The sequence below is a fragment of the Rhizobium sp. SG2393 genome, assembly GCF_042610495.1.
GTDB lineage: Bacteria > Pseudomonadota > Alphaproteobacteria > Rhizobiales > Rhizobiaceae > RU20A.
In genome coordinates, this window is the sequence record NZ_JBHGAP010000001.1 from 1,627,882 (window position 1) to 1,650,447 (window position 22,566).

General features: G+C 65.6%; 22 protein-coding genes. 14 read left to right on the forward strand and 8 right to left on the reverse strand.

The window, feature by feature from the left end:
- The first annotated feature begins 20 nt into the window (after positions 1 to 20).
- Complete coding sequence (locus ACED18_RS07680) at positions 21 to 587, forward strand: DUF6101 family protein (RefSeq protein WP_377290574.1); 567 nt, start codon at positions 21 to 23, stop codon at positions 585 to 587.
- Positions 588 to 992: 405 nt separating this feature from the next.
- Here the strand turns inward: ACED18_RS07680 and ubiA are convergent, their stop codons facing one another.
- A complete protein-coding gene (gene ubiA / locus ACED18_RS07685) occupies positions 993 to 1,982 on the reverse strand; it encodes a 4-hydroxybenzoate octaprenyltransferase (RefSeq protein ID WP_377290576.1) in 990 nt (329 codons plus the stop codon).
- 232 nt (positions 1,983 to 2,214) lie between these two features.
- Between ubiA and purD the strand changes: the two genes are divergently transcribed.
- Together purD and ACED18_RS07695 are read left to right on the forward strand one after the other, a co-directional pair.
- Positions 2,215 to 3,480, forward strand: coding sequence for a phosphoribosylamine--glycine ligase (gene purD / locus ACED18_RS07690; protein WP_377291105.1), 1,266 nt, complete (start codon positions 2,215 to 2,217; stop codon positions 3,478 to 3,480).
- 277 nt (positions 3,481 to 3,757) lie between these two features.
- The gene (locus ACED18_RS07695) at positions 3,758 to 4,303 is read left to right on the forward strand and encodes a plant virulence effector HPE1-like domain-containing protein (protein WP_377290578.1); all 546 of its coding nucleotides are present in this window, start codon (positions 3,758 to 3,760) and stop codon (positions 4,301 to 4,303) included.
- A 210-nt stretch (positions 4,304 to 4,513) separates the two neighbouring features.
- Here ACED18_RS07695 and ACED18_RS07700 read toward each other — a convergent pair whose 3' ends face one another.
- Positions 4,514 to 5,671, reverse strand: coding sequence for a PA0069 family radical SAM protein (locus tag ACED18_RS07700; RefSeq protein WP_377290580.1), 1,158 nt, complete (start codon positions 5,669 to 5,671; stop codon positions 4,514 to 4,516).
- A 203-nt stretch (positions 5,672 to 5,874) separates the two neighbouring features.
- Between ACED18_RS07700 and ACED18_RS07705 the strand changes: the two genes are divergently transcribed.
- Positions 5,875 to 6,399, forward strand: coding sequence for a glycosyl transferase (locus ACED18_RS07705; RefSeq protein WP_377290582.1), 525 nt, complete (start codon positions 5,875 to 5,877; stop codon positions 6,397 to 6,399).
- 174 nt (positions 6,400 to 6,573) lie between these two features.
- Here the strand turns inward: ACED18_RS07705 and moaB are convergent, their stop codons facing one another.
- The 4 genes from moaB to ACED18_RS07725 form a co-directional block, all read right to left on the reverse strand.
- Positions 6,574 to 7,119: a molybdenum cofactor biosynthesis protein B gene (moaB, locus tag ACED18_RS07710; RefSeq protein ID WP_377290584.1), complete on the reverse strand. Its 546-nt coding sequence runs from the start codon at positions 7,117 to 7,119 to the stop codon at positions 6,574 to 6,576.
- Positions 7,106 to 8,059 carry a 4-(cytidine 5'-diphospho)-2-C-methyl-D-erythritol kinase gene (locus tag ACED18_RS07715; RefSeq protein ID WP_377291107.1) on the reverse strand — a complete coding sequence of 318 codons (954 nt, stop codon included), beginning with the start codon at positions 8,057 to 8,059 and terminating at the stop codon, positions 7,106 to 7,108. Before ACED18_RS07715 ends, moaB begins: the two co-directional genes overlap by 14 nt.
- 67 nt (positions 8,060 to 8,126) lie before the next feature.
- A complete protein-coding gene (locus ACED18_RS07720; RefSeq protein ID WP_377290586.1) occupies positions 8,127 to 9,959 on the reverse strand; it encodes a tetratricopeptide repeat protein in 1,833 nt (610 codons plus the stop codon).
- A gap of 176 nt (positions 9,960 to 10,135) precedes the next feature.
- Entirely contained in the window at positions 10,136 to 11,152 is a 1,017-nt protein-coding gene (locus ACED18_RS07725) for a polyprenyl synthetase family protein (protein WP_377290588.1), read from the reverse strand.
- A 160-nt stretch (positions 11,153 to 11,312) separates the two neighbouring features.
- Here ACED18_RS07725 and ACED18_RS07730 point away from each other — a divergent pair, with 160 nt between their 5' ends.
- The 5 genes from ACED18_RS07730 (at position 11,313) to ACED18_RS07750 (ending at position 14,690) form a co-directional block, all read left to right on the forward strand.
- On the forward strand, positions 11,313 to 11,555 hold the full coding sequence (locus ACED18_RS07730) for a DUF2007 domain-containing protein (protein WP_377290590.1): 243 nt from the start codon (positions 11,313 to 11,315) through the stop codon (positions 11,553 to 11,555).
- A complete protein-coding gene (locus ACED18_RS07735) occupies positions 11,549 to 12,373 on the forward strand; it encodes a tRNA1(Val) (adenine(37)-N6)-methyltransferase (protein ID WP_377290592.1) in 825 nt (274 codons plus the stop codon). The genes ACED18_RS07730 and ACED18_RS07735 overlap by 7 nt, the downstream gene beginning before the upstream one ends.
- Before the next feature lie 114 nt (positions 12,374 to 12,487).
- On the forward strand, positions 12,488 to 13,357 hold the full coding sequence (locus tag ACED18_RS07740; protein ID WP_377290594.1) for a S49 family peptidase: 870 nt from the start codon (positions 12,488 to 12,490) through the stop codon (positions 13,355 to 13,357).
- A gap of 94 nt (positions 13,358 to 13,451) precedes the next feature.
- On the forward strand, positions 13,452 to 13,637 hold the full coding sequence (locus tag ACED18_RS07745) for a hypothetical protein (RefSeq protein ID WP_377290596.1): 186 nt from the start codon (positions 13,452 to 13,454) through the stop codon (positions 13,635 to 13,637).
- 102 nt (positions 13,638 to 13,739) lie between these two features.
- Positions 13,740 to 14,690, forward strand: coding sequence for a glycine--tRNA ligase subunit alpha (locus ACED18_RS07750; protein WP_377290598.1), 951 nt, complete (start codon positions 13,740 to 13,742; stop codon positions 14,688 to 14,690).
- Between the two features lie 63 nt (positions 14,691 to 14,753).
- Here the strand turns inward: ACED18_RS07750 and ACED18_RS07755 are convergent, their stop codons facing one another.
- Together ACED18_RS07755 and ACED18_RS07760 are read right to left on the reverse strand one after the other, a co-directional pair.
- Entirely contained in the window at positions 14,754 to 15,305 is a 552-nt protein-coding gene (locus ACED18_RS07755; protein WP_377290600.1) for a hypothetical protein, read from the reverse strand.
- Positions 15,306 to 15,434: 129 nt separating this feature from the next.
- Positions 15,435 to 15,632 (reverse strand): hypothetical protein, encoded by a 198-nt coding sequence (locus ACED18_RS07760; protein ID WP_377290602.1) that lies wholly within the window; start codon positions 15,630 to 15,632, stop codon positions 15,435 to 15,437.
- Positions 15,633 to 15,785: 153 nt separating this feature from the next.
- Between ACED18_RS07760 and ACED18_RS07765 the strand changes: the two genes are divergently transcribed.
- The 5 genes from ACED18_RS07765 to glyS all read left to right on the forward strand — a co-directional run bounded on the left by ACED18_RS07765 (position 15,786) and on the right by glyS (position 22,557).
- Entirely contained in the window at positions 15,786 to 16,337 is a 552-nt protein-coding gene (locus ACED18_RS07765) for a LemA family protein (protein ID WP_377290604.1), read from the forward strand.
- Positions 16,338 to 16,445: 108 nt separating this feature from the next.
- Positions 16,446 to 17,720 (forward strand): 3-phosphoshikimate 1-carboxyvinyltransferase, encoded by a 1,275-nt coding sequence (locus ACED18_RS07770; RefSeq protein ID WP_377290606.1) that lies wholly within the window; start codon positions 16,446 to 16,448, stop codon positions 17,718 to 17,720.
- A 35-nt stretch (positions 17,721 to 17,755) separates the two neighbouring features.
- Positions 17,756 to 19,675: a DUF2207 domain-containing protein gene (locus ACED18_RS07775; protein WP_377290608.1), complete on the forward strand. Its 1,920-nt coding sequence runs from the start codon at positions 17,756 to 17,758 to the stop codon at positions 19,673 to 19,675.
- A 99-nt stretch (positions 19,676 to 19,774) separates the two neighbouring features.
- Positions 19,775 to 20,107: a hypothetical protein gene (locus ACED18_RS07780; protein ID WP_377290610.1), complete on the forward strand. Its 333-nt coding sequence runs from the start codon at positions 19,775 to 19,777 to the stop codon at positions 20,105 to 20,107.
- 323 nt (positions 20,108 to 20,430) lie between these two features.
- Positions 20,431 to 22,557 (forward strand): glycine--tRNA ligase subunit beta, encoded by a 2,127-nt coding sequence (gene glyS / locus ACED18_RS07785; RefSeq protein ID WP_377290612.1) that lies wholly within the window; start codon positions 20,431 to 20,433, stop codon positions 22,555 to 22,557.
- Positions 22,558 to 22,566: the final 9 nt, after the last annotated feature.

The window sequence follows — 22,566 nt, forward strand, 5'->3', positions numbered from 1 at the left end:
AAAACAAGGGCGAATACACGATGCGCAATACACTGACCCAGCCGGCATGGCTCGGAAATACGCTGAGACTCGATCCGCAGCGCTTCCCGCAACAGGCAAGCTTCGCAGTGCCTGGGTATCCCGGTAGTGTCACCATCCAGCTCGACGAGCGCGGCGCGGTGCTGCGCAAGATCCTACCCTCGAGCGGCCTGCCGCTCTCCATCGCCCTGCCGGCCCGCGCCTTCAAGGGTGTGGCTGCCCGCGCCATCGACCATGGCGACGGCCTGGTGACGGTGACGCTGGAACTACACCACGAGGATCCCGAACTCTGCGTACCGCTTCTGGTGGCGCACGACCTCTGCGACATCGCCGCCGACTGGCGCGCCTGGGCCGAATCCTACCGCATCCCCATGCTGATGGTGGAAGCCGATGGCGTCGCCCGTCCGCTGGAAGAGCATCTGGGCGAGGTTCGCACCGCCCGTCCTCGCCAGCGTCGCCGCTACTCCTACTTCGCCGACCGCCGCCCGCGCTTCCTCGTTCGCCGCTCCACCGGCAAGCTCGGCGTCACCCTCAGGATCGACGGCCGCGAGATCATCGCGCGCTCCTGATTTCGGCCACATTCTCTCCAGTGCAAAAAGCCGACCGACCCCCTGCGGTCGGTTTTTTGTTTTTGAAAGTCAATGTGTTGCCAAGGAAACAGGCCTCCCGCCACGTTCGTGCCATAGCCCACCCGTAGCTTTGGTCGCAACAGACAAGGAGGTTCCCGATGCGCCAGATGATCAACCGTTTCGCTCGCCTGACCCGCATTCTCGTCGCCGCCTATCTGCGCCGCGACCGCCGCAACAAGCGCTCGGAACCGAGCTGGGCGTGATCCCCGCCACCGCGCAGACCTTCGATGGCGCTGCCCCCAGCCTGCCCTTGGTCCGTCGATATCAGGATTTTCGGTGACATGCCGAGCCCCGCACCGTGCTGACCCCGGCGCGGGGTTTCCTTTGGCGTTCGGCAGCCGCCGATCAGACGATCAACCGCCAGACGAGCGCAGCGACAAGACCGGCAAACAGGATCAGCCCGACCGTGCCGTTGAGCCGGAAAAGCGCTAGGCAGTCGGCGGGATCGCGGATGTCGAGCACCAGGATCTGCCATGCGAGCATGACGGCCGCGACAAGAAGCGCCACCCAGGCCAACAAGCCGGCGTTGCCGGCAAGAAAGGCCAGCACCAGGAACAGCACCGCGCCGCCGTAAATGGCAGCAAGCCAGGGCCGTGGGCGGTCACCGAAACGCCGCGCCGTGGAGCGCACGCCGACCAGGGCATCATCCTCCCGGTCCTGATAGGCGTAGATCGTGTCATAACCGATGGTCCAGAGGATTGCGGCGACATAGAGCAGCACCGGTGCGGCATCGAGCCGACCGAAAGCCGCTGCCCACCCCATGAGCGCCCCCCAGGAGAAGGCAAGCCCGAGCACAAGCTGCGGCCAGTCGGTCACGCGTTTGGCGAAGGGATAGGCAGCCACCACCACCAGCGAAGCGATGCCGAGCGCAATGGAAAACCCGTTGAACTGCAGAAGCACGACGAGCCCGACCAGCGCCTGCAGCGCCATGAACACGAAAGCCGCCTTCCGCTCGATCCGTCCCGATGGCAGCGGCCGCGACCGCGTGCGTGCCACCGCCATGTCGATGCGGTGATCGACGAGATCATTATAGGTGCAACCCGCGCCCCGCATGGCGATCGCGCCGATAAGGAAGAGCACGAGATGCCAGGCATAGGTGCCGAGAGCCACCGGCCCCACCGCAGCCTGCGCCCCGGCCGCCAGCGTCGCCGACCAGAGGCAGGGCCAAAGCAGGAGCTGCCAGCCGATCGGTCGATCCCAGCGGGCAAGCTGCGCATGCGGCCAGAGGCTGCGCGGCAGCACCCGATAGACCCAGTTCTGCGAGGGGGCATCGGCCACGCGGCCGGTGTCGGGTGCGGCAGCGCTGCCGGTTGCAGTGTCTGAACGAGATGTCATCATGCCCCTTGATTGCCGCGCGGCGCGCGCAGGGTCAAGACGGGCGCGATCACCGCGTTGACGCAGTCTGGCGGCAATCGACGCGATTGCGCGGACGGGGTGTGAGCGGTCGGCGCCGCGTTTCCTCTGCCACCGGATTTTTCCTTGACCTCCAACGCCCCGGCCCTTAACCGCAGCCTGTCGACCGCAAGGGGCGGAAACGGCGATGACGATGGTCGAATGGGGGTGTACGATGAAGGTTCTCTTGATCGGTTCGGGTGGACGCGAACATGCGCTGGCCTGGAAGCTCCGGCAGTCGCCGCTCCTGACCGCGCTCTACGCCGCCCCCGGCAATCCGGGGATTGCTGAGGAAGCCACGCTCGTTTCCCTGGATATCGACAATCACGACGCCGTCATTGCCTTCTGCAAGGAGACCGCGATCGAGTTCGTCGTGGTCGGCCCCGAGGCCCCGCTGGTGGCCGGCATTGCCGACAGGCTGCGTGAGGCCGGCATCGCCGTCTTCGGCCCATCGAAGGCCGCCGCGCAGCTGGAAGGCTCCAAGGGGTTCACCAAGGACATCTGCGCCCGCTACAACATCCCGACCGGCGCCTATCGCCGCTTTTCCGACGCGGCTTCGGCCCGCGCCTATGTCGAGGCAGAAGGCGCACCCATCGTCATCAAGGCCGATGGTCTTGCGGCGGGCAAGGGCGTGACGGTCGCCATGACCGTTGATGAAGCGCTGGCCGCCATCGACGACTGCTTTGCCGGCGCCTTCGGCGCAGCCGGCGCCGAAGTGGTGATCGAAGCCTTTCTCGACGGCGAGGAAGCAAGCTTCTTCTGCATCACCGATGGAAAGGCGGCGCTGCCGCTGGCGTCTGCCCAGGACCACAAGCGGGTGGGCGACGGCGACACCGGTCCGAACACCGGTGGCATGGGCGCCTATTCCCCCGCCCCTGTCATGACCGACGAGATGATCGCCCGGACGATGGCCGAGATCATCGAGCCGACCATTGCCGGCATGGCCGACAGCGGCCACCCCTTCTCGGGCGTGCTTTTCGCCGGCGTGATGATCACCGCCAAGGGACCGGAGCTCATCGAATACAACGTCCGCTTCGGCGATCCGGAATGTCAGGTGCTGATGATGCGGCTGAAGAGCGATCTCCTGCCAATCCTGCACGCTGCCGCGACCGGTCGCCTCGCCGACATGGCAGCCGAATGGCGCGACGACGCCGCCCTGACTGTGGTCGTCGCCTCCAAGGGCTATCCTGCGGCCTACGACAAGGGCCAGCCGATTGCCGGCCTGCCTGCTGATACCGAACGCGCCAAGGTGTTCCACGCCGGCACCGCGCTGAAGGATGGGAAACTGGTGGCAACCGGCGGGCGCGTCCTCAATGTCACCGCGCTGGGAACCAGCGTCAAAGACGCCCGTGATGCGGCCTACGAGGCCGTCGCGGCCGTGCGCTTCGAAAACGGCTTCACGCGCTCCGACATCGGCTGGCGGGCCATCGACCGGCAATAGAAACGCGTGCAACAGCATGCTGCCTGACCCGGGATTCACGCGGCATGCTGTAGGATCCTGCTTTTGCAGCTCTTTTCCTGAAACAGCGATACGCTTCTAGGTGACATGCCCGAAGGTTCGAAACCCATCGAGCCCAGATTTCCCGCACTGACGCCACGACGAGCGGGATCGGGGATGCCTCCGCTCTCGCGCGAAACGGGAAGACGTTAACCATTTCTCCTGACCGGACCGTAAGATTTAGCGGGTACGCTCTCCCCCTGATATGGAGAGTTGTTTCATGCGTTCCGTGCTCATGTCCGCCCTGTTGCTTGGCGCCGGCCCTGCCGCTGCAAGCTCGATCGAGCTCATCACCACCGGCCCGTCATCGGACACGGCCGGAAGCGTTGAAACCATCACCTGCGCCCAGTGCGTTTCGCTTCCAAAGAAGGAAACGGCGAGCGCCTATCAGGTTCCGACGGTTCAGCCGGGCACGGAGCGTCGCGAAATCCGCACCGTCAACGGGCAGCTGAAAATGCTGCGCACCGAGGCCTGGCTCGGCGGCTCGCCGGTCACCTTCGTCAGCGCGCTGCCGCCGGACCTTTTCCGCGGCGTGGACAGCACCACCGGCGGCTCGCTCGCGGCGGCTGCCACGACCACCGCCGGCACGCTCGTTGCCGCCGGCGGCGTCGATACGACCGCGCAGACCGCATCCGTTGGCGCGACCGAGCCGGGCAAGCCCGTCGAGACAGCGACGGCCGGCCTGACCGATAGCGGGCCGACGACCACGCCCGAAGTCCAATCACAGGTTTTTGATCCGTCGACCCTCGAACTCAGGGTAAACTGACCTCTCGAAAGCATACCCGGACAAAAGGCTACCCTGCGGCCGACCGTCCGGGCTCTCGCCGGGAGCGAAAGAAGGCGTCTCCGAGAGAAGCGGAGGCGCCTTCGGTTTTTGGTGAACCGCATCGCTCCCGTTCCGCTGCGCGCCGGAAATCCGGTGCCCGCAAGCCCTTTCCTCCAAACGTGCCCAGGCCATCCTGCCCGTCCACCCGTATCAGAGCAAAGACAGCTGCACCCCGTGCCCGCGCGGCGGCACGAAGAGCTCGCAGTTCAGCTGCCGCTTCGCCAGATTGAGCGCCAGGCGCTTGGCGGCGAGTTCGAAGCGGCGGCCGATCTGCCAGGCATAGGGCCCTGCCCCCTTCATGCGCTTGCCGAATTCCGCATCGTAATCCTTGCCACCGCGCATGGAGCGCACCAGCGACATGACATGGCGATAGCGGTCGGGATATTCCCGCAGCAGCCAGTCGCGGAAGAGCGGACTGACTTCCAGCGGCAGGCGCAGCAGCACATAGCTGGCCTCGGTGGCGCCGGCCGCCTTCGCGGCCTCCAGCACGCGCTCGATCTCGTGATCGTTCAGCGCCGGAATGATCGGCGAAACGAGAACGCCGGCAGGAATGCCGGCCTCCGTCACCTGCCGGATCGCCTCCAGCCGCTTTGACGGCGTCGAGGCGCGCGGCTCCATGCTGCGGGCAAGCTTCCGGTCGAGCGTGGTGACGGACAGGCCGACACGGGCCAACCCCTTCTCCGCCATGGGAGCGAGAATGTCGATGTCGCGGGTCACCAGCGCCGATTTTGTCACGATCATCACCGGATGGTGGGCATCGCGCAAAACTTCGAGCACCTGCCGCATGATGCGCCATTCCCGCTCGATCGGCTGATAGGGATCCGTATTCGTGCCGATTGCGATCGGCCTGGGCTTGTAGCCGGGCTTGGCCAGTTCCCGCTCCAGCAGCTTGGCCGCATCCGGCTTGGCAAACAGCTTCGCCTCGAAATCGAGCCCGGCCGAAAGCCCCATATAGGCGTGGGTCGGCCGCGCGAAACAATAGATGCAGCCATGCTCGCAGCCCCGATAGGGATTGACCGAGCGGTCGAAGGGAATGTCGGGACTGTCGTTGCGCGCAATGATGCTGCGCGGCTTTTCCACCTGCACCTCGGTGCGGAATGGCGGAAGCTCTTCCAGCGTCTGCCAGCCATCGTCAAAGGCCTCGCGCGAGACCGGCTCGAAACGACCGCTGGGGTTGAGCCCGGCGCCACGCCCGCGCCGGCGGTCGACCTCGATGCGTGCACCCGAGCGCTCCACCAGCGCATCGGCCACATCTGCCCGGTGGCCGGGAGCAAGCGCGCCCTGCCTGAGTTCACTCAGCTCTGCCATGGATCCTCTCCGATCCGCCGGCCCCATGGCCGGCATCCGGTGACGCTTTATCTAGCGCGAGAATGAGAACATTGCAAGAACAAACTATCAGAGGGGATGTTGCGCTGCCCGGTCTGGCCGTGCCGTTAACGGCGTTAAAAGCGCTTTCATCAATGCAGCCGCTGCCATGTGGCGTTTTGGTGTGCGATGCGATACGAAACCTTATGCTGAGTGTGTTGATCGAGATTTTGGACGACGAGGCGGAGCTGGCAGCGACGCTGACAGTGCTCGTGGCCGGCGCCGTGGAAGGTCTGGTCAGCGATGTCGTGATCCTCGATCGCGGCTCGAAGGACGGCAGTTCGGCCGTGGCCGATGCGGCCGGCTGCCTGTTTCTCACAGATACGACGCTTGCAGACGCCGTTGGCCGCACGCGCGGCGAATGGCTGCTGATGCTGGAACCCGGCGCCCGCCCCATGGGCCGCTGGGTGGAAGAGATGGCCGAGCATATGGCGCTTGGTGGCGGCCCCGTCCGGCTGACACCGGCACGCCAGCTTCGCCGTTCGCTTATTGCCCGCCTCTTCAGCCGCCCGGCCGCCCTTGAGCATGGCTGCCTGCTGCGCAAGAGCGAGGCGCTGCGCCTTGCCACCCATGGCCGCACGCCCAGCGAACTTGCCGCCTTGAGCGGCGCGAAACGCATGCGAACCGAAATTGCCCCCGCCTGGGTAGCGCGGCGTCAGCACGGCCGGTGAATGCCGCGGGACAGGCCCGATCGGCAAACGCCCCCGTCCGGCCCTCAAGGCGCTCGGATCGCTCGTCGATCTGGCAGAATGAAACAACATCCCGTCGACCCCGGCTTCACGCCGGCCGGATGATGCGTCAGGGTCAAAACCTCTCAGGACAAGTATTCGGATCGGGTTTTGACCCTAACCGCCACGCTTCAGGTGTTCGTCCAGCCGCGGCATGATTTCCACGAAATTGCAGGGGCGGTGCCGATAGTCGAACTGCGGCTTCAGCACCCCTTCCCACGCATCGCGGCAGGCGCCGGGCGAGCCGGGCAGCACGAAGACGAAGGTCGCACCGATCAGGCCGGCGGTCGCGCGCGACTGCACGGTGGAGGTCCCGATCTTCTCATAGGAGAGGCGATGGAACACGACGGAAAAGCCTTCCATGCGCTTGTCGAACAGCGGCTCGATCGCGTCCGGCGTCACGTCGCGTCCGGTAAAGCCCGTACCGCCCGTCGTGACCACCACATCCACGATACCCGCCTCGATCCAGCCGGTGACAGTCCGGACGATGGCCGCCTTGTCGTCGGGCACGATCGCGCGTGCGGCCAGCTGGTGGCCTTCGCCTTCGATAAGCGAGGCAAGCGTATCTCCGGAGCGGTCGTCGGCCACCGTGCGCGTGTCGGACACGGTCAGAACGGCGAACCGGACCGGGACGAAGGGTCTGTCGGGGTCAAGCCGGGGCATGGCCTGTTCCTTTCGTGTGGCAGGGCTGGACATACCAGCTCGGGAAATCGGCGGCAAACCGCGCGGCCGCCCTGTCCCGGGCATGATCATCCTCGAAGATCCCGAAACAGGTGGCCCCCGAGCCCGACATCCTGACAAGCCGCGCTCCGGCTGCGGCAAGGGCCGCGAGCACGGTATCGATGACAGGTTCGAGCGCGCGCGCCGGCGGCTCCAGATCATTGCGCATGCCGGCAAGGGCGGCAAGCCAGTCCGACGCGCCTGCCGCCGCGGAAGGCATGACGAGTGGCGGATTGTTCTTGTCGCTGAGGCGGCGGAAGATTGCCGGCGTGGAAACGCCGACCAGCGGATTGACGAGAAGCACGGAAAGGCCGGGCAGATCAGGAAGCGGCGTGATGCCCTCGCCAATGCCGGTGATAAGAGCAGGCACGCCGGAGAGGCACATGGGCACGTCGGCACCGAGCGACAGGGCAAGCGCCGCCATGTCCGGATGAGACGCCGCAGACGGGATCGCGAAGTGACGACCGAGCCCCCAGAGATCCCACAACAGGGCGAGCGCAGCCGCCGCATCGGCCGAACCGCCGCCGATACCGGACTGTACCGGCAGGTTCTTCGCAAGATGAAGATGCACGGGCCCGGCAGGCAGCCCATGCCCGGCCGCAAGCGCCCTCAGCCCGTCGCGCGCCTTCAGCACCAGATTGCCTTCGACACCCGCCGCGCCAAGTGGCACGAGAGAGGCAAACGGCCCGCTGACGGTAAAACGGTCGGCCTCCGCCGGCGTCACGCCGACCCGGTCGCCGGCATCCGCGAAAGTCACGATGCTTTCCAGGAGGTGGTAGCCATCGGCCCGCTGGCCGACGACATGAAGCGCCAGATTGATCTTGGCCGGCGCCAGACGGGTCAGTGCCATGTCCGGCAGAGCACCCGCAGGGCCTTCAGCCATGGCCACCGGCAGGCCCGCCTGCCGGTCCACCCATGTGTCCGCCGTCACCGCTCCGCTCCGGGGCGGATCAGGACTTCTTGCCGGTCGCCACGTCGGCTTCCGGCTCCTTCTTCGGCTGCACGCCGTTGCCGGCATCGGCAGCCGGGATCGTGTTGTCGAGCGGCGGCAGGCCGTTGTCGATCTTGGCCTGGATCTTCGGGATCTCCGTCGGCTCCGGCTTCAGTTCCAGCGCCTGACGCCACTGGAACGTCGCTTCCAGCTTGCGGCCGACACGCCAGTAGGCGTCCCCCAGATGGTCGTTGATCGTCGGGTCGCCAGCCATCAGCTCGGCAGCACGCTCCAGTTCCACCACAGCCTCGTCGAACTTGCCGAGGCGGAAATAGGCCCAGCCGAGCGAATCGACGATGTAGCCGTCATCCGGCTTCAGCTCTACGGCTTTGCGGATCATGTTCATGGCCTCGTCGAGGTTCATGTTCATGTCCACCCAGGAATAACCGAGATAGTTCAATACCTGGGCCTGGTCGGGATTGAGCTCCAGCGCCTTCTTGAAGTTCGGCTCGGCCTTCGGCCATTCCTTCAGACGTTCATAGGCGATGCCGCGCTGGAAGAAGATCGTCCAGTCACTGCGCTGCGGCGTCGGACCGATGGCCTCGGCGGCGCGATCATAGAGCGCACCCATGGCCTTGTAGTCCTTGGCATCCGACAACACGCTGCCGAGCGCCAGATAGCTGCGCATGTTCTTCGGATCCTGGTCGATCAGGGCCTGCAAATGCGTCTTGGCTTCATCGACGCGGCCGACGGAGGCGAGGCTGAGGCCGAGCTGAAGCTCCGACAGGCGACGCATGGGCGAATCGTCCGGCACCTGCCGGTAAAGCGCCACGGCCTGCTCCGGCTTCTTCAGCGTCTCGGCAATGCCGCCGAGCATGATCAGGATGTCGGCGCTGTCGGGGTCGAGCGCCCGCGCCGTCTGGAGATAGAGCGTGACGATATCTTCGGCACCGCCACGGTTCAGCGCTGCGGCGACGGCAAACAGCACGGATGCCGCACCGTCGGCAGGCGTTGCCACCTGCTGCACCTGCTTCTCACCCTTTTCGATGCTGGCACGCAGCGCATCGAGAGGCGTGTAATTGTTGACGACGCCCTCGCCGACGGCAATCGTGTCGAGCGCCTTCTGCTTGTTGCCCGCATTCGCCTCGAGGCGAGCCAGCGCAAAGACGGCGCGCATGAAGGTATCCGGCGCGCCGCTCGCGCCATCGCGGTCGAGAATGGTGGTGTTCAGGCGGCTGCGCGCAGCATCCAGGTCACCCGCCTGCAGGGCGATGGTCCCGGAGACGTAATTCTTGAAGATGCCGAACCATTCCGGCCCCTCGAGCTTGTCGACGGCCGAAAGCGCCTGCTTGGTCTTGCCTTCGCCGGCAATGGCCCAGGCCTGCAGCAGGCCCGTCATCAGGCGGTCGAGGTCGTTCGGTCCCTCGTATTTCAGGATCTCGCCAGCCTTGCGGTAGTTCTTCGACTGGATGGCATCCACGCCGCGCACCATGGAGGTGATACGCTCGACGGAAGCATCCGACTTCAGCGTATCGGCCGACTCCACGGCCTTCTTGAAGTCACCGTTCATGAGATAGGTGATCATCAGTCGCTGGGCGATATCGGCATTGTCGGGCTGCAGCGCGAGCGCCTTGCGGTAGAGTTCCGTCGCCGTCACGAAGTCGCGGTCGATATCGGCCGTCCGGGCAGCGAGATACGCGCCCGAAAACGTGTTGACGTCGCGCGTCTCGAAGGTCACCTCGGCCTTCGGCTCGGCCGGCTTGTCTTCGGCTGAAACCACGGCGGCCCCAAGGCCCATGACCGCGATGATGGCCGCGCCGTTCAGGAGACGTAGAAAACGATCTTTCCGCATAAGAAGCCTTTCTGGCCGCAACCCGCGCGGCGCCCGCGACGCGACTCATTCCAAAGCAATGCGTCGGTATCGTGGTGAAGCATGACTTTTTTGCCGCATTGCCGCAAGGGTGTGAACCGTCGCACAGCAGTGCGCGGCCGCCCGACGCCGCCATATCACGCCTTCTGCCGCCCGGCTCAGTTCAGGCGTTCGATACAGAAGTCGATGACTTCGAGCAGGGCCGATTTCAGCGCCGAGGCCGGCATCGGCGCCAGCGCGTCCCGGGCGATGGTGCCGTAATGCTGGGCGCGCGCGATCGTATCGCCAAGGCCATTGTAGCGGGTGATGAGGGCGAGAGCCTTTTCCAGGTTTTCGTCGCCATTCTCCCCGCCCTCGATCGCCGTGCGCCAGAACTGACGCTCGTCCGGCGTGCCACGGCGATAGGAGAGGATGACCGGCAGGGTGATCTTGCCCTCGCGGAAGTCGTCGCCGACATTCTTGCCCAGCTCGGCGGCCGAACCGCCATAGTCGAGCACGTCATCGACGAGCTGGAAGGCGAGCCCGAGGTTCATGCCGTAGGATTTCAGCGCATTGCGCTCGGCGCGCGAGGCACCCGCAATGATCGGCCCGACTTCGGCGGCGGCGGCAAAGAGCGCGGCCGTCTTGGCACGGATCACCTGCAGGTAATCGTCCTCTGTCGTCTCCATGTTCTTGGCGACGGAGAGCTGCAGCACCTCGCCCTCGGCGATCACGGAAGCGGCGGTGGAGAGCACGTCGAGCGCATCCAGCGAGCCGACGTCCACCATCATGCGGAAGGCCTGGCCGAGCAGGAAATCGCCGACGAGCACGCTTGCCTGGTTGCCCCAGATGGTGCGGGCCGTGGATTTGCCGCGGCGCAGGTCGCTTTCGTCCACAACATCGTCATGCAGGAGCGTTGCCGTGTGCATGAACTCGACGCTGGTGGCGAGCTTGATGTGGCTGTCGCCGGCATAGCCGAACATGGCGGCGGAGGCGAGCGTCAGCATGGGGCGCAGCCGCTTGCCGCCGGACGAAATCAGGTGGTTGGCCACCTCAGGGATCATCTGCACGTCGGAGCCGGCCTTGGAGAGGATAAGCTGGTTCACCCGCTCCATGTCGCCCTTGGTGAGATCCACCAGCGGCTTCACCGATGCCTGCCTGTTCTTGCTGTCTTCCAGCGATACGACGACGCCCAAAACCCGGACTCCTGTTGCATTTCTGAAAAGAACAATAGAAACCGGGGCACCGGGCGGCAAGAGGCGAATTGTCTCGTCGTCCGAAAGACACAAGGGAAACCTGCCCCGGAAGGGTGCGGATGAAGACGGCAAGGCCGCAACAAGGGCCACGGGCGAGACCATGAAAGAACTGATCCGCACCAACGACGCCGTCGTGCTTTCCTTTTCGCAGAGCCTTTTGAAGGAGGCAGGGATCGCCTGCCTCGTGGCTGACCAGGGCATGAGCGTTCTGGAAGGCTCGCTCGGCCTGCTGCCGCGCCGCCTGCTGGTGCCGAGCGAGGATGCCGAAGAAGCGCGCAGCATCCTTGCCGATGCCGGCCTCGCCCACGAGCTTCGCCCGCCGGAGGAGGAAGGCGGATGGTAACGTCACCAGCCGCACCGGCATCGAGGGACGCGGCCGATCTCGGACGCACCGTGGATGCCTTCCATCGCGGACGTTTCCATGTCGTGCAGCCGGAAAAGCGCGGCCATCGCTCCGGCATGGATGCCATGCTGCTGGCAGCGCTGGTGACGGGCGACGGGCCGATGCGGGTCGCCGATCTCGGCGCCGGCGCGGGTGCCGCCGGTCTTGCGGTTGCCGCACGGCTGCCCCTTGCGGAGGTGCTTCTGGTCGAGCGCTCGCCGGTCATGGCCGCCTTTGCCCGGGAAACCGTCGCCCATCCCGCCAATGCCCTCTTCGCGCCCCGCCTTGCCGTGGTCGAGGCGGATGTGACCTTGACCGGCCGCGCCCGCGTCGCAGCCGGCCTTGCCGACGATGCCTTCGACCACGTCATCATGAACCCGCCCTTCAACGACGGCGCCGACCGCCGCACGCCGGATGCGCTGAAGGCCGAGGCGCATGCGATGACGGACGGGCTGATGGCGTCGTGGATCCGCACCGGCGCAGCCATGCTGAAACCCGGCGGGCAGCTTTCGCTGATCGCCCGGCCGGAATCGATTGCCGAGATCATCGACGCCTGCGGCCGCCGGCTCGGCGGTATCGAGATCACAGCACTCCACCCCCGCACCGGCGAAAACGCCGTGCGTATCCTCGTCACGGCGATCAAGCAGAGCCGGGCGCGCCTCACCATCCGCGCGCCACTCATCATGCATGTCGAGGACGGACACCGCTTCGCCGACGATGTGGATGACTTCAACAACGGCCGCGCCGCCTATGCCCGGAAGGGCCGGCCGGCGGGGTAGACGCCACGGCACCGCGCAGGCGATCACGCAGGCTTTTATCGGCCCTCCATTGCGTGGCGGCAGCCAATCCCTACATCCGGTCCATCCAGACCGACTGTTTCAGCAAGGCACGACATGAAAGCGTTTCTCAAAAAGCTGCTGCCCCGCAAGTTTCGCGGCGAGACCACCGTCATCCCGGTGGTGCGCCTGAACGGCGCGATCTTCGCCGGTGGCAGCCAGTTCCGCCCCGCCCTCAACCTCGCAAGCGTGGCGCCCCTGCTCGAACGCGCCTTCTCCGTAAAGGAAGCGCCGGCGGTGGCACTGTCGATCAATTCGCCTGGCGGGTCGCCGGTTCAGGCGCGGCTCATCTACCAGCGCATCCGCGATCTCGCCGAGGAGAAGAACAAGCGCGTCATCGTCTTCGTCGAGGATGCGGCCGCCTCCGGCGGTTACATGATCGCGGTGGCGGGCGACGAGATCTTCGCCGACCCCTCCTCTATCGTCGGCTCGATCGGCGTCGTCTCCGGCGGCTTCGGCTTTCCGGAACTGTTGAAGAAGATCGGCGTCGAGCGGCGCGTCTATACGGCGGGCGAAAACAAGGCGATCCTCGATCCCTTCCAGCCGGAGCGCGAGAGCGACATCGACTATCTGAAGAGCCTGCAGCTCGAGATCCACCAGACCTTCATCGACATGGTGAAGGCCCGCCGCGGCACGAAGCTTGCCGATGATCCGACGCTCTTCTCCGGCCTCTTCTGGACCGGCACGAAGGGCCGCGAACTCGGCCTCGTGGATGGCATCGGCGATCTCAGCGGCACGCTGAAGCGCCGCTTCGGCGCCAAGGCGGAACTGCGCCTCATCCAGCCGGCCCGCGGCCTCTTCGGCCGCCGGGTCCCCGGCGTTTCGGCCAGTCTCGGCGATGCCGCCCGGCCGCTCGCCGCCTCGCTTGCTTCAGGCCTTGCCGAAGCGGCGGAGGAAAGGGCATTGTGGAGCCGATACGGCCTTTAAGGCCGAAAGAACAAAAGACGGGACCGGCGGATAACACTCCGCCGCCCGGCCGCGTCCGCTCAGGACGCCGCCGACCCATGCACCGGAGGGGCCGATGCCGCAACTGATCCTCATCCTGCTGATCGCCGGCATCGCCTGGCTCGGCTACCGCAAGTTCATCGCCGACGCCGAACGCCTCGCCCGCCAGCGCGAACGCGTGCGCCGCGAGCAGCAGACCGGCACGCAGGGCACGCTGATCAAGGATCCCGTGACGGGCGAATATCGGGTGAAGAAGGATTGAGCCAAGGCGGTTGGCGCCGCGGCACCGACCTTCACTGTTGACCTTCCTCCCCCTCTCGTGGCACTCGTCCGGCCATCTCCACGGCATTCGGGCTATTTCACCATGACCACCGTTCCCGACCACATGAATCCGAAGCGTTCGTTCCAGGCGTTGATCCTGACGCTACACGCCTACTGGGCGGACAAGGGCTGCGCGGTACTCCAGCCCTACGACATGGAAGTCGGCGCCGGTACGTTCCACCCCGCAACGACGCTGCGCGCGCTCGGCCCGAAGCCCTGGCGCGCGGCCTATGTGCAGCCCTCGCGCCGGCCGACCGACGGACGCTATGGCGAAAACCCGAACCGTCTCCAGCATTACTACCAGTATCAGGTCATCCTGAAGCCGAACCCGTCGAACCTTCAGGAACTCTATCTCGGCTCGCTGGAGGCGATCGGGCTGGATCCGCTGCTGCACGACATCCGCTTCGTGGAAGACGACTGGGAAAGCCCGACGCTGGGGGCCTGGGGGCTGGGCTGGGAGTGCTGGTGCGACGGCATGGAAGTCTCGCAGTTCACCTATTTCCAGCAGGTCTGCGGCATCGAATGCGCACCCGTCTCGGGCGAACTGACCTACGGCCTCGAGCGTCTCGCCATGTATGTGCAGGGCGTGGACAATGTCTACGATCTCAACTTCAACGGCCGCGAGGGCGACGAGAAGATCACCTACGGCCAGGTTTTCCTTCAGGCCGAGCAGGAATATTCGCGCCACAATTTCGAATATGCCAACACGGCGATGCTGCACCAGCATTTCATCGACGCCGAAACGGAGTGCCAGGCGCTTTTGTCCGCCGGCCACCCTTCGGAGCCCGGCATGCTGCACAAATGCGTGCTGCCGGCCTATGACCAGTGCATCAAGGCCTCCCACGTCTTCAACCTGCTCGACGCCCGCGGTGTGATCTCCGTCACCGAGCGCCAGAGCTATATCCTGCGCGTGCGCACGCTGGCCAAGGCCTGCGGCGAAGCCTTCCTTCTGACGGATGCCGGCGGTGCAGTGCCGGGTGCGGTTGCTGCCTGACACGCGTGAATGACAAGAGTACGGAAATGCCGGACGCGCGCGTGTCCGGCATTGTCGTTTTCGTCAATGTTCGCTGTAGCCCGCCGTGAGGAGCGTGAGGGTCGCAGCCGGCGTGGCGGCTGCCGAGGGGTCGTCTGCAAAGAGCAGGAGGGGTCCCGACGCAAGACCATTCACGGCCAATAGCGCTGCCGGCGCGCGGGCAGCGATGGCGTTGATTGCCTGTTCGCGACGAAGAGCCTCGTCAGTCTGCTCGCCATAAAGGTCCGTACGCGTCGCCTGGAGCCCGGCCCAAGCAGCCGTCGCCTCACCGCCGGCCGCGGCGCGGATCGCACGGCCCTGCTCGATAACGGCCATGTCGGGCGCATTGGTGTCGAACAGCGGCTGGTCTACATACACCGCGGGCTCATCCTGCGGCCACGCCGCGACCTCAGCGGAGAAAGCCTGTGTCGCGGCACGGTAGGCCCGCCCCTCCTCCATCAACGCCTCGTCCGGCGCATTCGGGTCGAACATCGGTTCGTCCATATAGGTCGGCACCGATGGTTCCGGACGCGGCCGCGTGTTGGGCGCAGAAAAGGGCAAGGGCGCGGCAGCGCCCACGGAGGCAATCGCGATCATGATGTCCCTGTCGAATTTCTTGTTGTTCCTTTCTGATACAGGACAGATCTTCAGATCACGTGCAGTGTTGCGGGCAAGTTTTACTCGAATTTCAGTCGAATTTTAGCGATTTTTACTTGCACCAAGTCGTCAGATTGCGTCCGACTGGGCGCCGCCGAGCTGCCAGACCGGCTTCAGCGTCGGGTAGGCGCCGGTCGACAACTGTCCGGCATAGGTCTGTAGCGCGCGGCGGATGCCATGCGGCTTTTCGATCGGCTGCACGGAGGCCTGCATCAGGAAAAGCGTCGAGAAGGCGATGATGTTGATGAGCTTGGCGAGGGTGGACATGACGCTGGCTGCCGGCTTTGGGTTGATCCGATACCGTCACTTTCGTCCAAAGCGCCGCGCCGTGCCGTTCCGCCGGAAACAGGCCCCGCATTGCGGCTTTGCGCCCGCGGCGAAGTGCGGTAATCCTCCCGCCACTGTCAGGAGGAACTTCCCATGCTGATCGGCCTTGCGATCCTCGCCGTCGCCGCGCTCTACCTCATCATCGTCTATAACGGTCTGGTGAAGGCCCGGCAGATGAAGGAGGAGGCGTGGTCGGGCATCGACGTGCAGTTGAAGCGGCGTGCCGACCTCATTCCGAACCTCATCGAGACCGTGAAGGGCTATGCGGCCCACGAAAAGACGGTGCTGGAAGAGGTGGTCTCGCTGCGCAACCGCGCCCAGGCGGCGCCCTCTGGCGACGTGGCGGGCCGTGCGGCCATCGAAGGCGCGCTCTCGCAGGCGCTGGGGCGCATCGTGGCGCTGGCCGAGGCCTATCCCGATCTCAAGGCCAACCAGAATTTTGCCGAGCTGCAACGCAGCCTCGAAACGATCGAAGGCGAGATCCAGATGTCGCGGCGCTACTATAACGGCGCGGCGCGCGACCTGAATGTCCGCGTGGAAAGCTTCCCCTCCAATCTCGTCGCCGGCCCCTTCGGCTTCACCAAGGCGCCCTATTTCGAGATCACCGACACGGCCGACCGCGCCGTGCCTTCCGTGAAGTTCTGATCTTCCGGAAAGAGCCGATCCGTCGTAGAGGACGGGCCGGCCGCGACAGGTTCGGTCAAAGCCGGACCACGGCCATTCCAGCAGACGACCGATATCGAGACAGGCGCCATGACCCCTTCTTCCGGCAAGCTCACCATCACCCCCGCCAGCGGCCCGCTGAACGGCCATGTCGCCCCGCCCGGCTCGAAGTCGATCACCAACCGCGCCCTGCTGCTCGCCGGTCTTTCAGCCGGCACCAGCCGCCTGACGGGCGCGCTAAAAAGCGACGACACGCGCTACATGGCCGAGGCGTTGCGGGCCATGGGTGTCGCGATCGACGAGCCCGACGACACGACCTTCGTCGTCTCCGGCTCCGGCCGCCTGTCGGCGCCTGCAGCACCGCTCTTCCTCGGCAATGCCGGGACGGCAACACGCTTCCTAACGGCGGCAGCCGCCCTCGTCGACGGGACAGTCGTGGTCGACGGCGACGAACACATGCGCAAGCGGCCGATCCGCCCGCTGGTGGAGGCGCTGGTGCGCATGGGTGTGACGGCAGAAGCCCCGACCGGCTGCCCACCAGTAACGGTGAAGGGCACGGGACGCTTCGGCGAGACCCGCGTCGAGATCGATGGCGGGCTTTCCAGCCAGTATGTCTCCGCCCTGCTGATGGCGGCGGCCGGCAATGACCGGGCGATCGAAATCGCGCTGACGGGTGCCGATATCGGTGCGCGCGGCTATATCGACCTCACCACCGCAGCCATGGAAGCCTTCGGCGCAAAGGTGGAGCAGGCGAGCCCGACCAGCTGGCGCGTGGCGCCGACCGGCTACCGCGCCGCCGACTATCACATCGAGCCCGATGCCTCGGCCGCCACCTATCTCTGGGGTGCGGAAGTGCTGACGGGCGGGGCGATCGACATCGGTACGCCGGCGGCCGCCTTCTCGCAGCCCGATGCGCGCGCCTATGATTTCATCTCCAAGCTGCCGCACCTGCCCGCCGTGATCGACGGCTCACAGATGCAGGACGCCATCCCGACCATTGCCGTACTCGCCGCCTTCAACGAAACGCCGGTCCGCTTCGTCGGCATCGCCAATCTGCGCGTCAAGGAGTGCGACCGCATCCGCGCGGTTTCGACCGGCCTCAATGCCATCCGTCCCGGCCTTGCCGTGGAAGAGGGTGACGACCTGATCGTCCATGCCGATCCGGCGCTGGCCGGCCAGCGTCTGCCGGCCGAGATCGACACCTTCGCCGACCACCGCATCGCCATGAGCTTCGCGCTCGCCGGCCTGAAGATCGACGGCATCACCATTCTCGACCCGGCCTGCGTCGGCAAGACCTATCCCGGCTACTGGCGGGCGCTGGCATCGCTTGGCGTCGGGCTGACCGGCGACATTCCGAAGGGCTGATCCCGCCAACGAGACAGAAAGACGGAGGAACGGCAATGGCACGGTGGTTCGGACGTCTTCTCCTGATGCTGGCGCTCGCCGTGGCCGGCCCGGCCGGCGCTGCGGAGGTGATCAACGCCTTCCATGCCGTTATCGGCCTTTCAGCCAATGGCGAGGTCTCCGTCACCGAAACCATCACGGTCACGGCCGAGGGCCGCAACATCCGCCGCGGCATCTTCCGCGACTTCCCGACCGAAATGCGCGACGCCAACGGCCGGCGCCAGACGGTGGCCTTCGACGTACAGTCCGTGGAGCGGGACGGCGCGTCCGAACCCTATGCCCTGGAAACGATCGCAGGCGGTCAGCGCCTGCGGATCGGCAGCGCCGATACGCTGCTCGATCCGGGCGAGCATACCTACCAGATCACCTACCGCACCGACCGGCAAATTCGCTTTTTTCCCGATTACGACGAGTTCTACTGGAACGTGACGGGCAACAGCTGGGCATTCCCCATCGAGGAAGCCTCCGCCACCATCACCCTGCCGCAGGATGCGAGGCTCACCGGCACGACGTTTTTCACCGGACCGCAAGGCGCGACGGCCAGAAACGCACGGGTGCTGCAGGAGGGTAACGAGATCTTCTTCGCGACCACGCGACCGCTCGGAACCGGCGAAGGGCTGACGGTCGCCGTCAAGGTCGACAAGGGTGTTTTCGTACCACCAACCGGCACGCAGGAAACGCTGTGGCTGCTGCGCGATTTTCTAAGCGACATCATCGCCTATGTCGGACTTGCGGTGGTGCTGGCCTATTACACCCGCTTCTGGTGGCTGGTCGGCCGCGATCCGCCGGCCGGCACGGTGGTTCCACGATGGGATGCACCGGAGGGTCTGTCACCTGCGCTGGTCAACTACGTCGACAACAAGGGCTTTTCCGGCGGCGGCTGGACAGCGCTTTCGGCGGCCGCCATCAGCCTCGCCGTGGCTGGTTACCTCGTCCTGGAAGACCTCGACACATGCATCACGCTCAAGCGGACAGCAAAGCCCGCAGCCGCCGCCCTTCCGTCGGGTGAAGCCGCCTTGCTGAAAGCCGTCGAGCAGGCCGGCGGAACCCTCGTCATCGACCGCGCCAACGGAACGGTGGTGAAGAGCCTCGGCGAGGATTTCCGCTCGGCCATCGAGAAGGAACATCGCGGTCGCTACTACCAGAGCAATACCGGCTATGTGATCGGCGGCGCAGCGCTCAGCGTCCTCTTCATCGCCGCCATATTCCTGTTCGGCGCGCCCGGCGACGATATCGTCGGCATGCTGTTTGCCGTCTGCTTTGCCGCCATCTTCTTCGGCACCTTTGTTACCAGTGTCGGCAAGGGCCTGCGCCGCCACGCCTCGCTCGCCTCCCGCATCGGCTCGATCGTCACCCTCGGTTTCATCGGCTTCGTGGCCGTGAGCATCGGCGGCTCCGTCATTGCAAGCCAGATCGAACTCTTGGCCGATATCAGCGACCTGCCGCTGGTGATCGGCATCGGCGGCATCCTGTTGGTCAATGTGCTGTTCTTCTTCCTGATGGGCGCGCCGACACCACTCGGCCGCCGCCTGATGGACGGTATCGAGGGACTGCGCCTCTACCTGACCGTTGCCGAAAGGGACCGGATGAACATGCAGGGCGCGCCGCAGATGTCGCCGCAGCATTTCGAGACCCTGCTGCCCTACGCCGTCGCCCTGGGCGTCGAAAAGCCCTGGAGCCGCACCTTCGAAACCTGGCTCGCCACTGCCACTGCCGCCGGCGCAGCCGCCGCCCAGCAGCCCGGCTGGTATGTCGGCGACCTTTCCCGCGGCTTCAGCCGCATCGGCTCTTTTTCCTCGTCCATGGCAGGAACCATCGCCTCCACCCTGCCCCAGCCGCAATCCTCCTCGTCGTCAGGCTTTTCCGGCGGCTCATCCGGCGGCGGCGGTGGTGGCGGCGGTGGCGGGGGATGGTGAGGAAGACGATGCGTTGAGGCGTTGGCACCCTATAATTGCATAAAGTTGTATTGATAATTTATGGTTGTAAATCCATGAGGATCTTTCTAGAGATCTCTCATGAGCACTCAGCACCACGATTGGTTCGATCTGACGGAGGCCATGCGGTCTTTCCTGTCAGGTATCCATGAGCGCTCCGGCCATCCGGTTTCCGCCAGGTGGGGCCACTATAGCCTGCACACCACACTCATCGACCCGGCAACCGCCTCCCTTATTCAGGAGGGCATCCAACGTGGCCTTCTGGAAACAGCGGAGGCCTTTGACGGGCTGTCCGATCGCCTGGAGATTCGCCTGACCGAGAGTGGACGGCGCAGCATCGGCGTTCACCGGCATCTCGGAGTCCTCGATCGACTGGAAGCCATGTTCAAGGCAATCGCGCGTCGGCCCGGCTGACAGGTGATCCGACCGGCGTGACACGGCGATCGGCAAGACATGGCTGGCATGCCGCCTATCCCGGCGAGACAGCCGACCTCAAGCTTTCGCCGCAACCAACGGAGCCCTGCCGGGAACATGCCGGTCTGCCACGACACGTGCGGACGCCGTGCGGCCGCGTCGAAATCTCGCTTCCGACGCGCGCCGTCTCGCCCGTCCGCCACACCATTTTTGCGGTTGTGCAGCGGCGCAAAAGTTTGTTAGCAGAGCGCAGCGAAATCCATCCATGACGGCAGTCGATGCCGGCCCTTTCGCCGTGGCGCGGGGGTCAAGGAAATGCTCTGATGCCCGATCTCCTGCTTGAACTCCGCTCCGAGGAAATCCCGGCCCGCCTGCAGCGCAAGGCCGCCGGCGACCTGAAGAAGCTGGTGACCGACCAGTTGGTCGAGGCAGGTCTGACCTACGAGGGCGCGCGGGAATACTGGACGCCGCGCCGCCTGACGCTCGACATTCGCGGGCTGACGGCCCGTTCCGCCGACCAGCGCGAGGAACGCAAGGGCCCGCGCACCGACGCCAATGAAAAGGCGATCGAAGGCTTCCTGCGCGGCGCGGGGCTTGCCTCCATCGCGGAAGCGCATGTCCACAGCGATCCCAAGAAGGGCGATTTCTACGTCGCCCATATCGTCAAGCCCGGCCGGCCGACGGAAGAGATCGTCGCCGAGATCATGCCGAAGATCATCCGCGATTTTCCCTGGCCGAAGCCGATGCGCTCGGGTGCGGCCTCGGCAAGGCCCGGCGCGCTGCGCTGGGTGCGCCCGCTGCAATCCATCGTCTGCACCTTCGGGCCGGAGCATGACGAGACGCAGGTGATCCCCTTCGAGGTGGATGGCATCGTGGCCGGGAACGTCACCTACGGCCACCGCTTCCACGCGCCGGCCGAAATCACCGTGCGCCGCTTTGCCGATTATGTCGAAAAGCTGGAAAAGGCCTTTGTCGTGCTCGATGCCGAGCGCCGCAAGGAGATCATCGCGGCCGATGCCCGCAACCTCGCCTTCGCCAACGGGCTCGATCTGGTGGAGGACGAAGGTCTGCTGGAGGAAGTCGCAGGCCTCGTGGAATGGCCGCAGGTGCTGATGGGCGCATTCGAGGAGGAATATCTCGAAATCCCCGCCGAGATCATCCGCCTCACCATCAAGACCAACCAGAAATGCTTCGTGACGCGCCCGCAAGGCGCCGACGAGAGCGTGCTGTCCAACCGCTTCATTCTCGTCGCCAATATCGTGGCGAAGGATGGCGGCCATGAGATCGTGCATGGCAATGGCAAGGTCGTGCGCGCCCGCCTTTCCGACGCCCGCCACTTCTGGACCCGCGACCAGAACGACCTGCCGGACCTCGACACGCTGAAGGCCTCGGCCGCAAAATTCGACCTCGACCTCGCCAAGCCGCTCGACCAACGCATGGCCAAGCTCGATGCGCTGAACGTGACCTTCCACGCCAAGCTCGGCACGCAGGGCGAACGCGTCAGCCGCATCCGCGCGCTCGCCGCAACGCTTGCGGATTTTACCAGTGCCGACAAGGCGCTGGTGGACCGCGCGGTGGTTCTGGCGAAAGCCGACCTGCGCACCGAAGCCGTCGGCGAATTCCCGGAGCTTCAGGGCATCATGGGCCGCAAATATGCGGTGCTGCAGGGCGAGGACCCGGCCGTCGCAGCTGCCATCGAAGACCACTGGAAGCCGCAGGGCCCCTCCGACCGCCTGCCCGAAAACGCCGTCGGCCTGACGGTAGCGCTCGCCGACAAGCTGGATACGCTGACGGGTTTCTGGGCCATCGATGAAAAGCCGACGGGGTCCAAGGACCCGTACGCGCTACGGCGCGCGGCGCTGGGTGTCATCAGGATCATGCTGGAAAGAAAAGTGCGGCTCGCGCTCTCATCGGTAGCTTCAGACCCCGACCTCCTCTCCTTCTTCCACGACCGCCTGAAGGTCTATCTGCGTGATCTCGCCGCGCGTCACGACCTCATCGACGCCGTGCTCGCCGTCGGCAGCGGCAATGACGACCTCCTGATGGTCGCGCGCCGCGTCGAGGCGCTGACGGCCTTCATCACGTCGGAAGAAGGGCTGAACCTTCTGGCCGGCACCAAGCGGGCCACGCAGCTTCTGGCGGCAGAGGAGAAGAAGGGCACGACGATCGGCACCACGGTCGATGCGAGCCTTCTGGCGCTCCCGCCCGAACAGGCCCTCTACGTCGCCACCACGCAGGCCGCGGCTTCCGCCGCGGATGCCGTGTCGCGCGAGGATTTCCGCTCCGCCATGGAAGCGCTCGCAGCCCTTCGCGCACCTATCGACGCCTTTTTCGCCGACGTGCTCGTCAACGACGAAAACCCCGCCATCCGCGCCAATCGCCTCGCGCTGCTGGCCCGCATCCGCGAGGCGACGGGCACCGTGGCGGATTTCTCGAAGATCGCCGGGTGACCGAGCCGG

Bases quoted from the DNA above. Each gene is read 5' to 3' on its own strand.
- ACED18_RS07780 (WP_377290610.1), top strand. From the start codon at position 19,775: ATGAGCACTCAGCACCACGATTGGTTCGATCTGACGGAGGCCATGCGG.
- ACED18_RS07705 (WP_377290582.1), top strand. From the start codon at position 5,875: ATGCTGAGTGTGTTGATCGAGATTTTGGACGACGAGGCGGAGCTGGCA.
- ACED18_RS07695 (WP_377290578.1), top strand. From the start codon at position 3,758: ATGCGTTCCGTGCTCATGTCCGCCCTGTTGCTTGGCGCCGGCCCTGCC.
- moaB (WP_377290584.1), bottom strand. From the start codon at position 7,119: ATGCCCCGGCTTGACCCCGACAGACCCTTCGTCCCGGTCCGGTTCGCC.
- ACED18_RS07730 (WP_377290590.1), top strand. From the start codon at position 11,313: ATGAAAGAACTGATCCGCACCAACGACGCCGTCGTGCTTTCCTTTTCG.
- ACED18_RS07720 (WP_377290586.1), bottom strand. From the start codon at position 9,959: ATGCGGAAAGATCGTTTTCTACGTCTCCTGAACGGCGCGGCCATCATC.
- ACED18_RS07740 (WP_377290594.1), top strand. From the start codon at position 12,488: ATGAAAGCGTTTCTCAAAAAGCTGCTGCCCCGCAAGTTTCGCGGCGAG.
- ACED18_RS07770 (WP_377290606.1), top strand. From the start codon at position 16,446: ATGACCCCTTCTTCCGGCAAGCTCACCATCACCCCCGCCAGCGGCCCG.
- ACED18_RS07755 (WP_377290600.1), bottom strand. From the start codon at position 15,305: ATGATCGCGATTGCCTCCGTGGGCGCTGCCGCGCCCTTGCCCTTTTCT.
- purD (WP_377291105.1), top strand. From the start codon at position 2,215: ATGAAGGTTCTCTTGATCGGTTCGGGTGGACGCGAACATGCGCTGGCC.
- ACED18_RS07715 (WP_377291107.1), bottom strand. From the start codon at position 8,059: ATGGCTGAAGGCCCTGCGGGTGCTCTGCCGGACATGGCACTGACCCGT.
- ACED18_RS07775 (WP_377290608.1), top strand. From the start codon at position 17,756: ATGGCACGGTGGTTCGGACGTCTTCTCCTGATGCTGGCGCTCGCCGTG.
- ACED18_RS07745 (WP_377290596.1), top strand. From the start codon at position 13,452: ATGCCGCAACTGATCCTCATCCTGCTGATCGCCGGCATCGCCTGGCTC.
- ACED18_RS07765 (WP_377290604.1), top strand. From the start codon at position 15,786: ATGCTGATCGGCCTTGCGATCCTCGCCGTCGCCGCGCTCTACCTCATC.
- ubiA (WP_377290576.1), bottom strand. From the start codon at position 1,982: ATGACATCTCGTTCAGACACTGCAACCGGCAGCGCTGCCGCACCCGAC.
- ACED18_RS07760 (WP_377290602.1), bottom strand. From the start codon at position 15,632: ATGTCCACCCTCGCCAAGCTCATCAACATCATCGCCTTCTCGACGCTT.
- ACED18_RS07700 (WP_377290580.1), bottom strand. From the start codon at position 5,671: ATGGCAGAGCTGAGTGAACTCAGGCAGGGCGCGCTTGCTCCCGGCCAC.
- ACED18_RS07680 (WP_377290574.1), top strand. From the start codon at position 21: ATGCGCAATACACTGACCCAGCCGGCATGGCTCGGAAATACGCTGAGA.
- glyS (WP_377290612.1), top strand. From the start codon at position 20,431: ATGCCCGATCTCCTGCTTGAACTCCGCTCCGAGGAAATCCCGGCCCGC.
- ACED18_RS07735 (WP_377290592.1), top strand. From the start codon at position 11,549: ATGGTAACGTCACCAGCCGCACCGGCATCGAGGGACGCGGCCGATCTC.
- ACED18_RS07750 (WP_377290598.1), top strand. From the start codon at position 13,740: ATGACCACCGTTCCCGACCACATGAATCCGAAGCGTTCGTTCCAGGCG.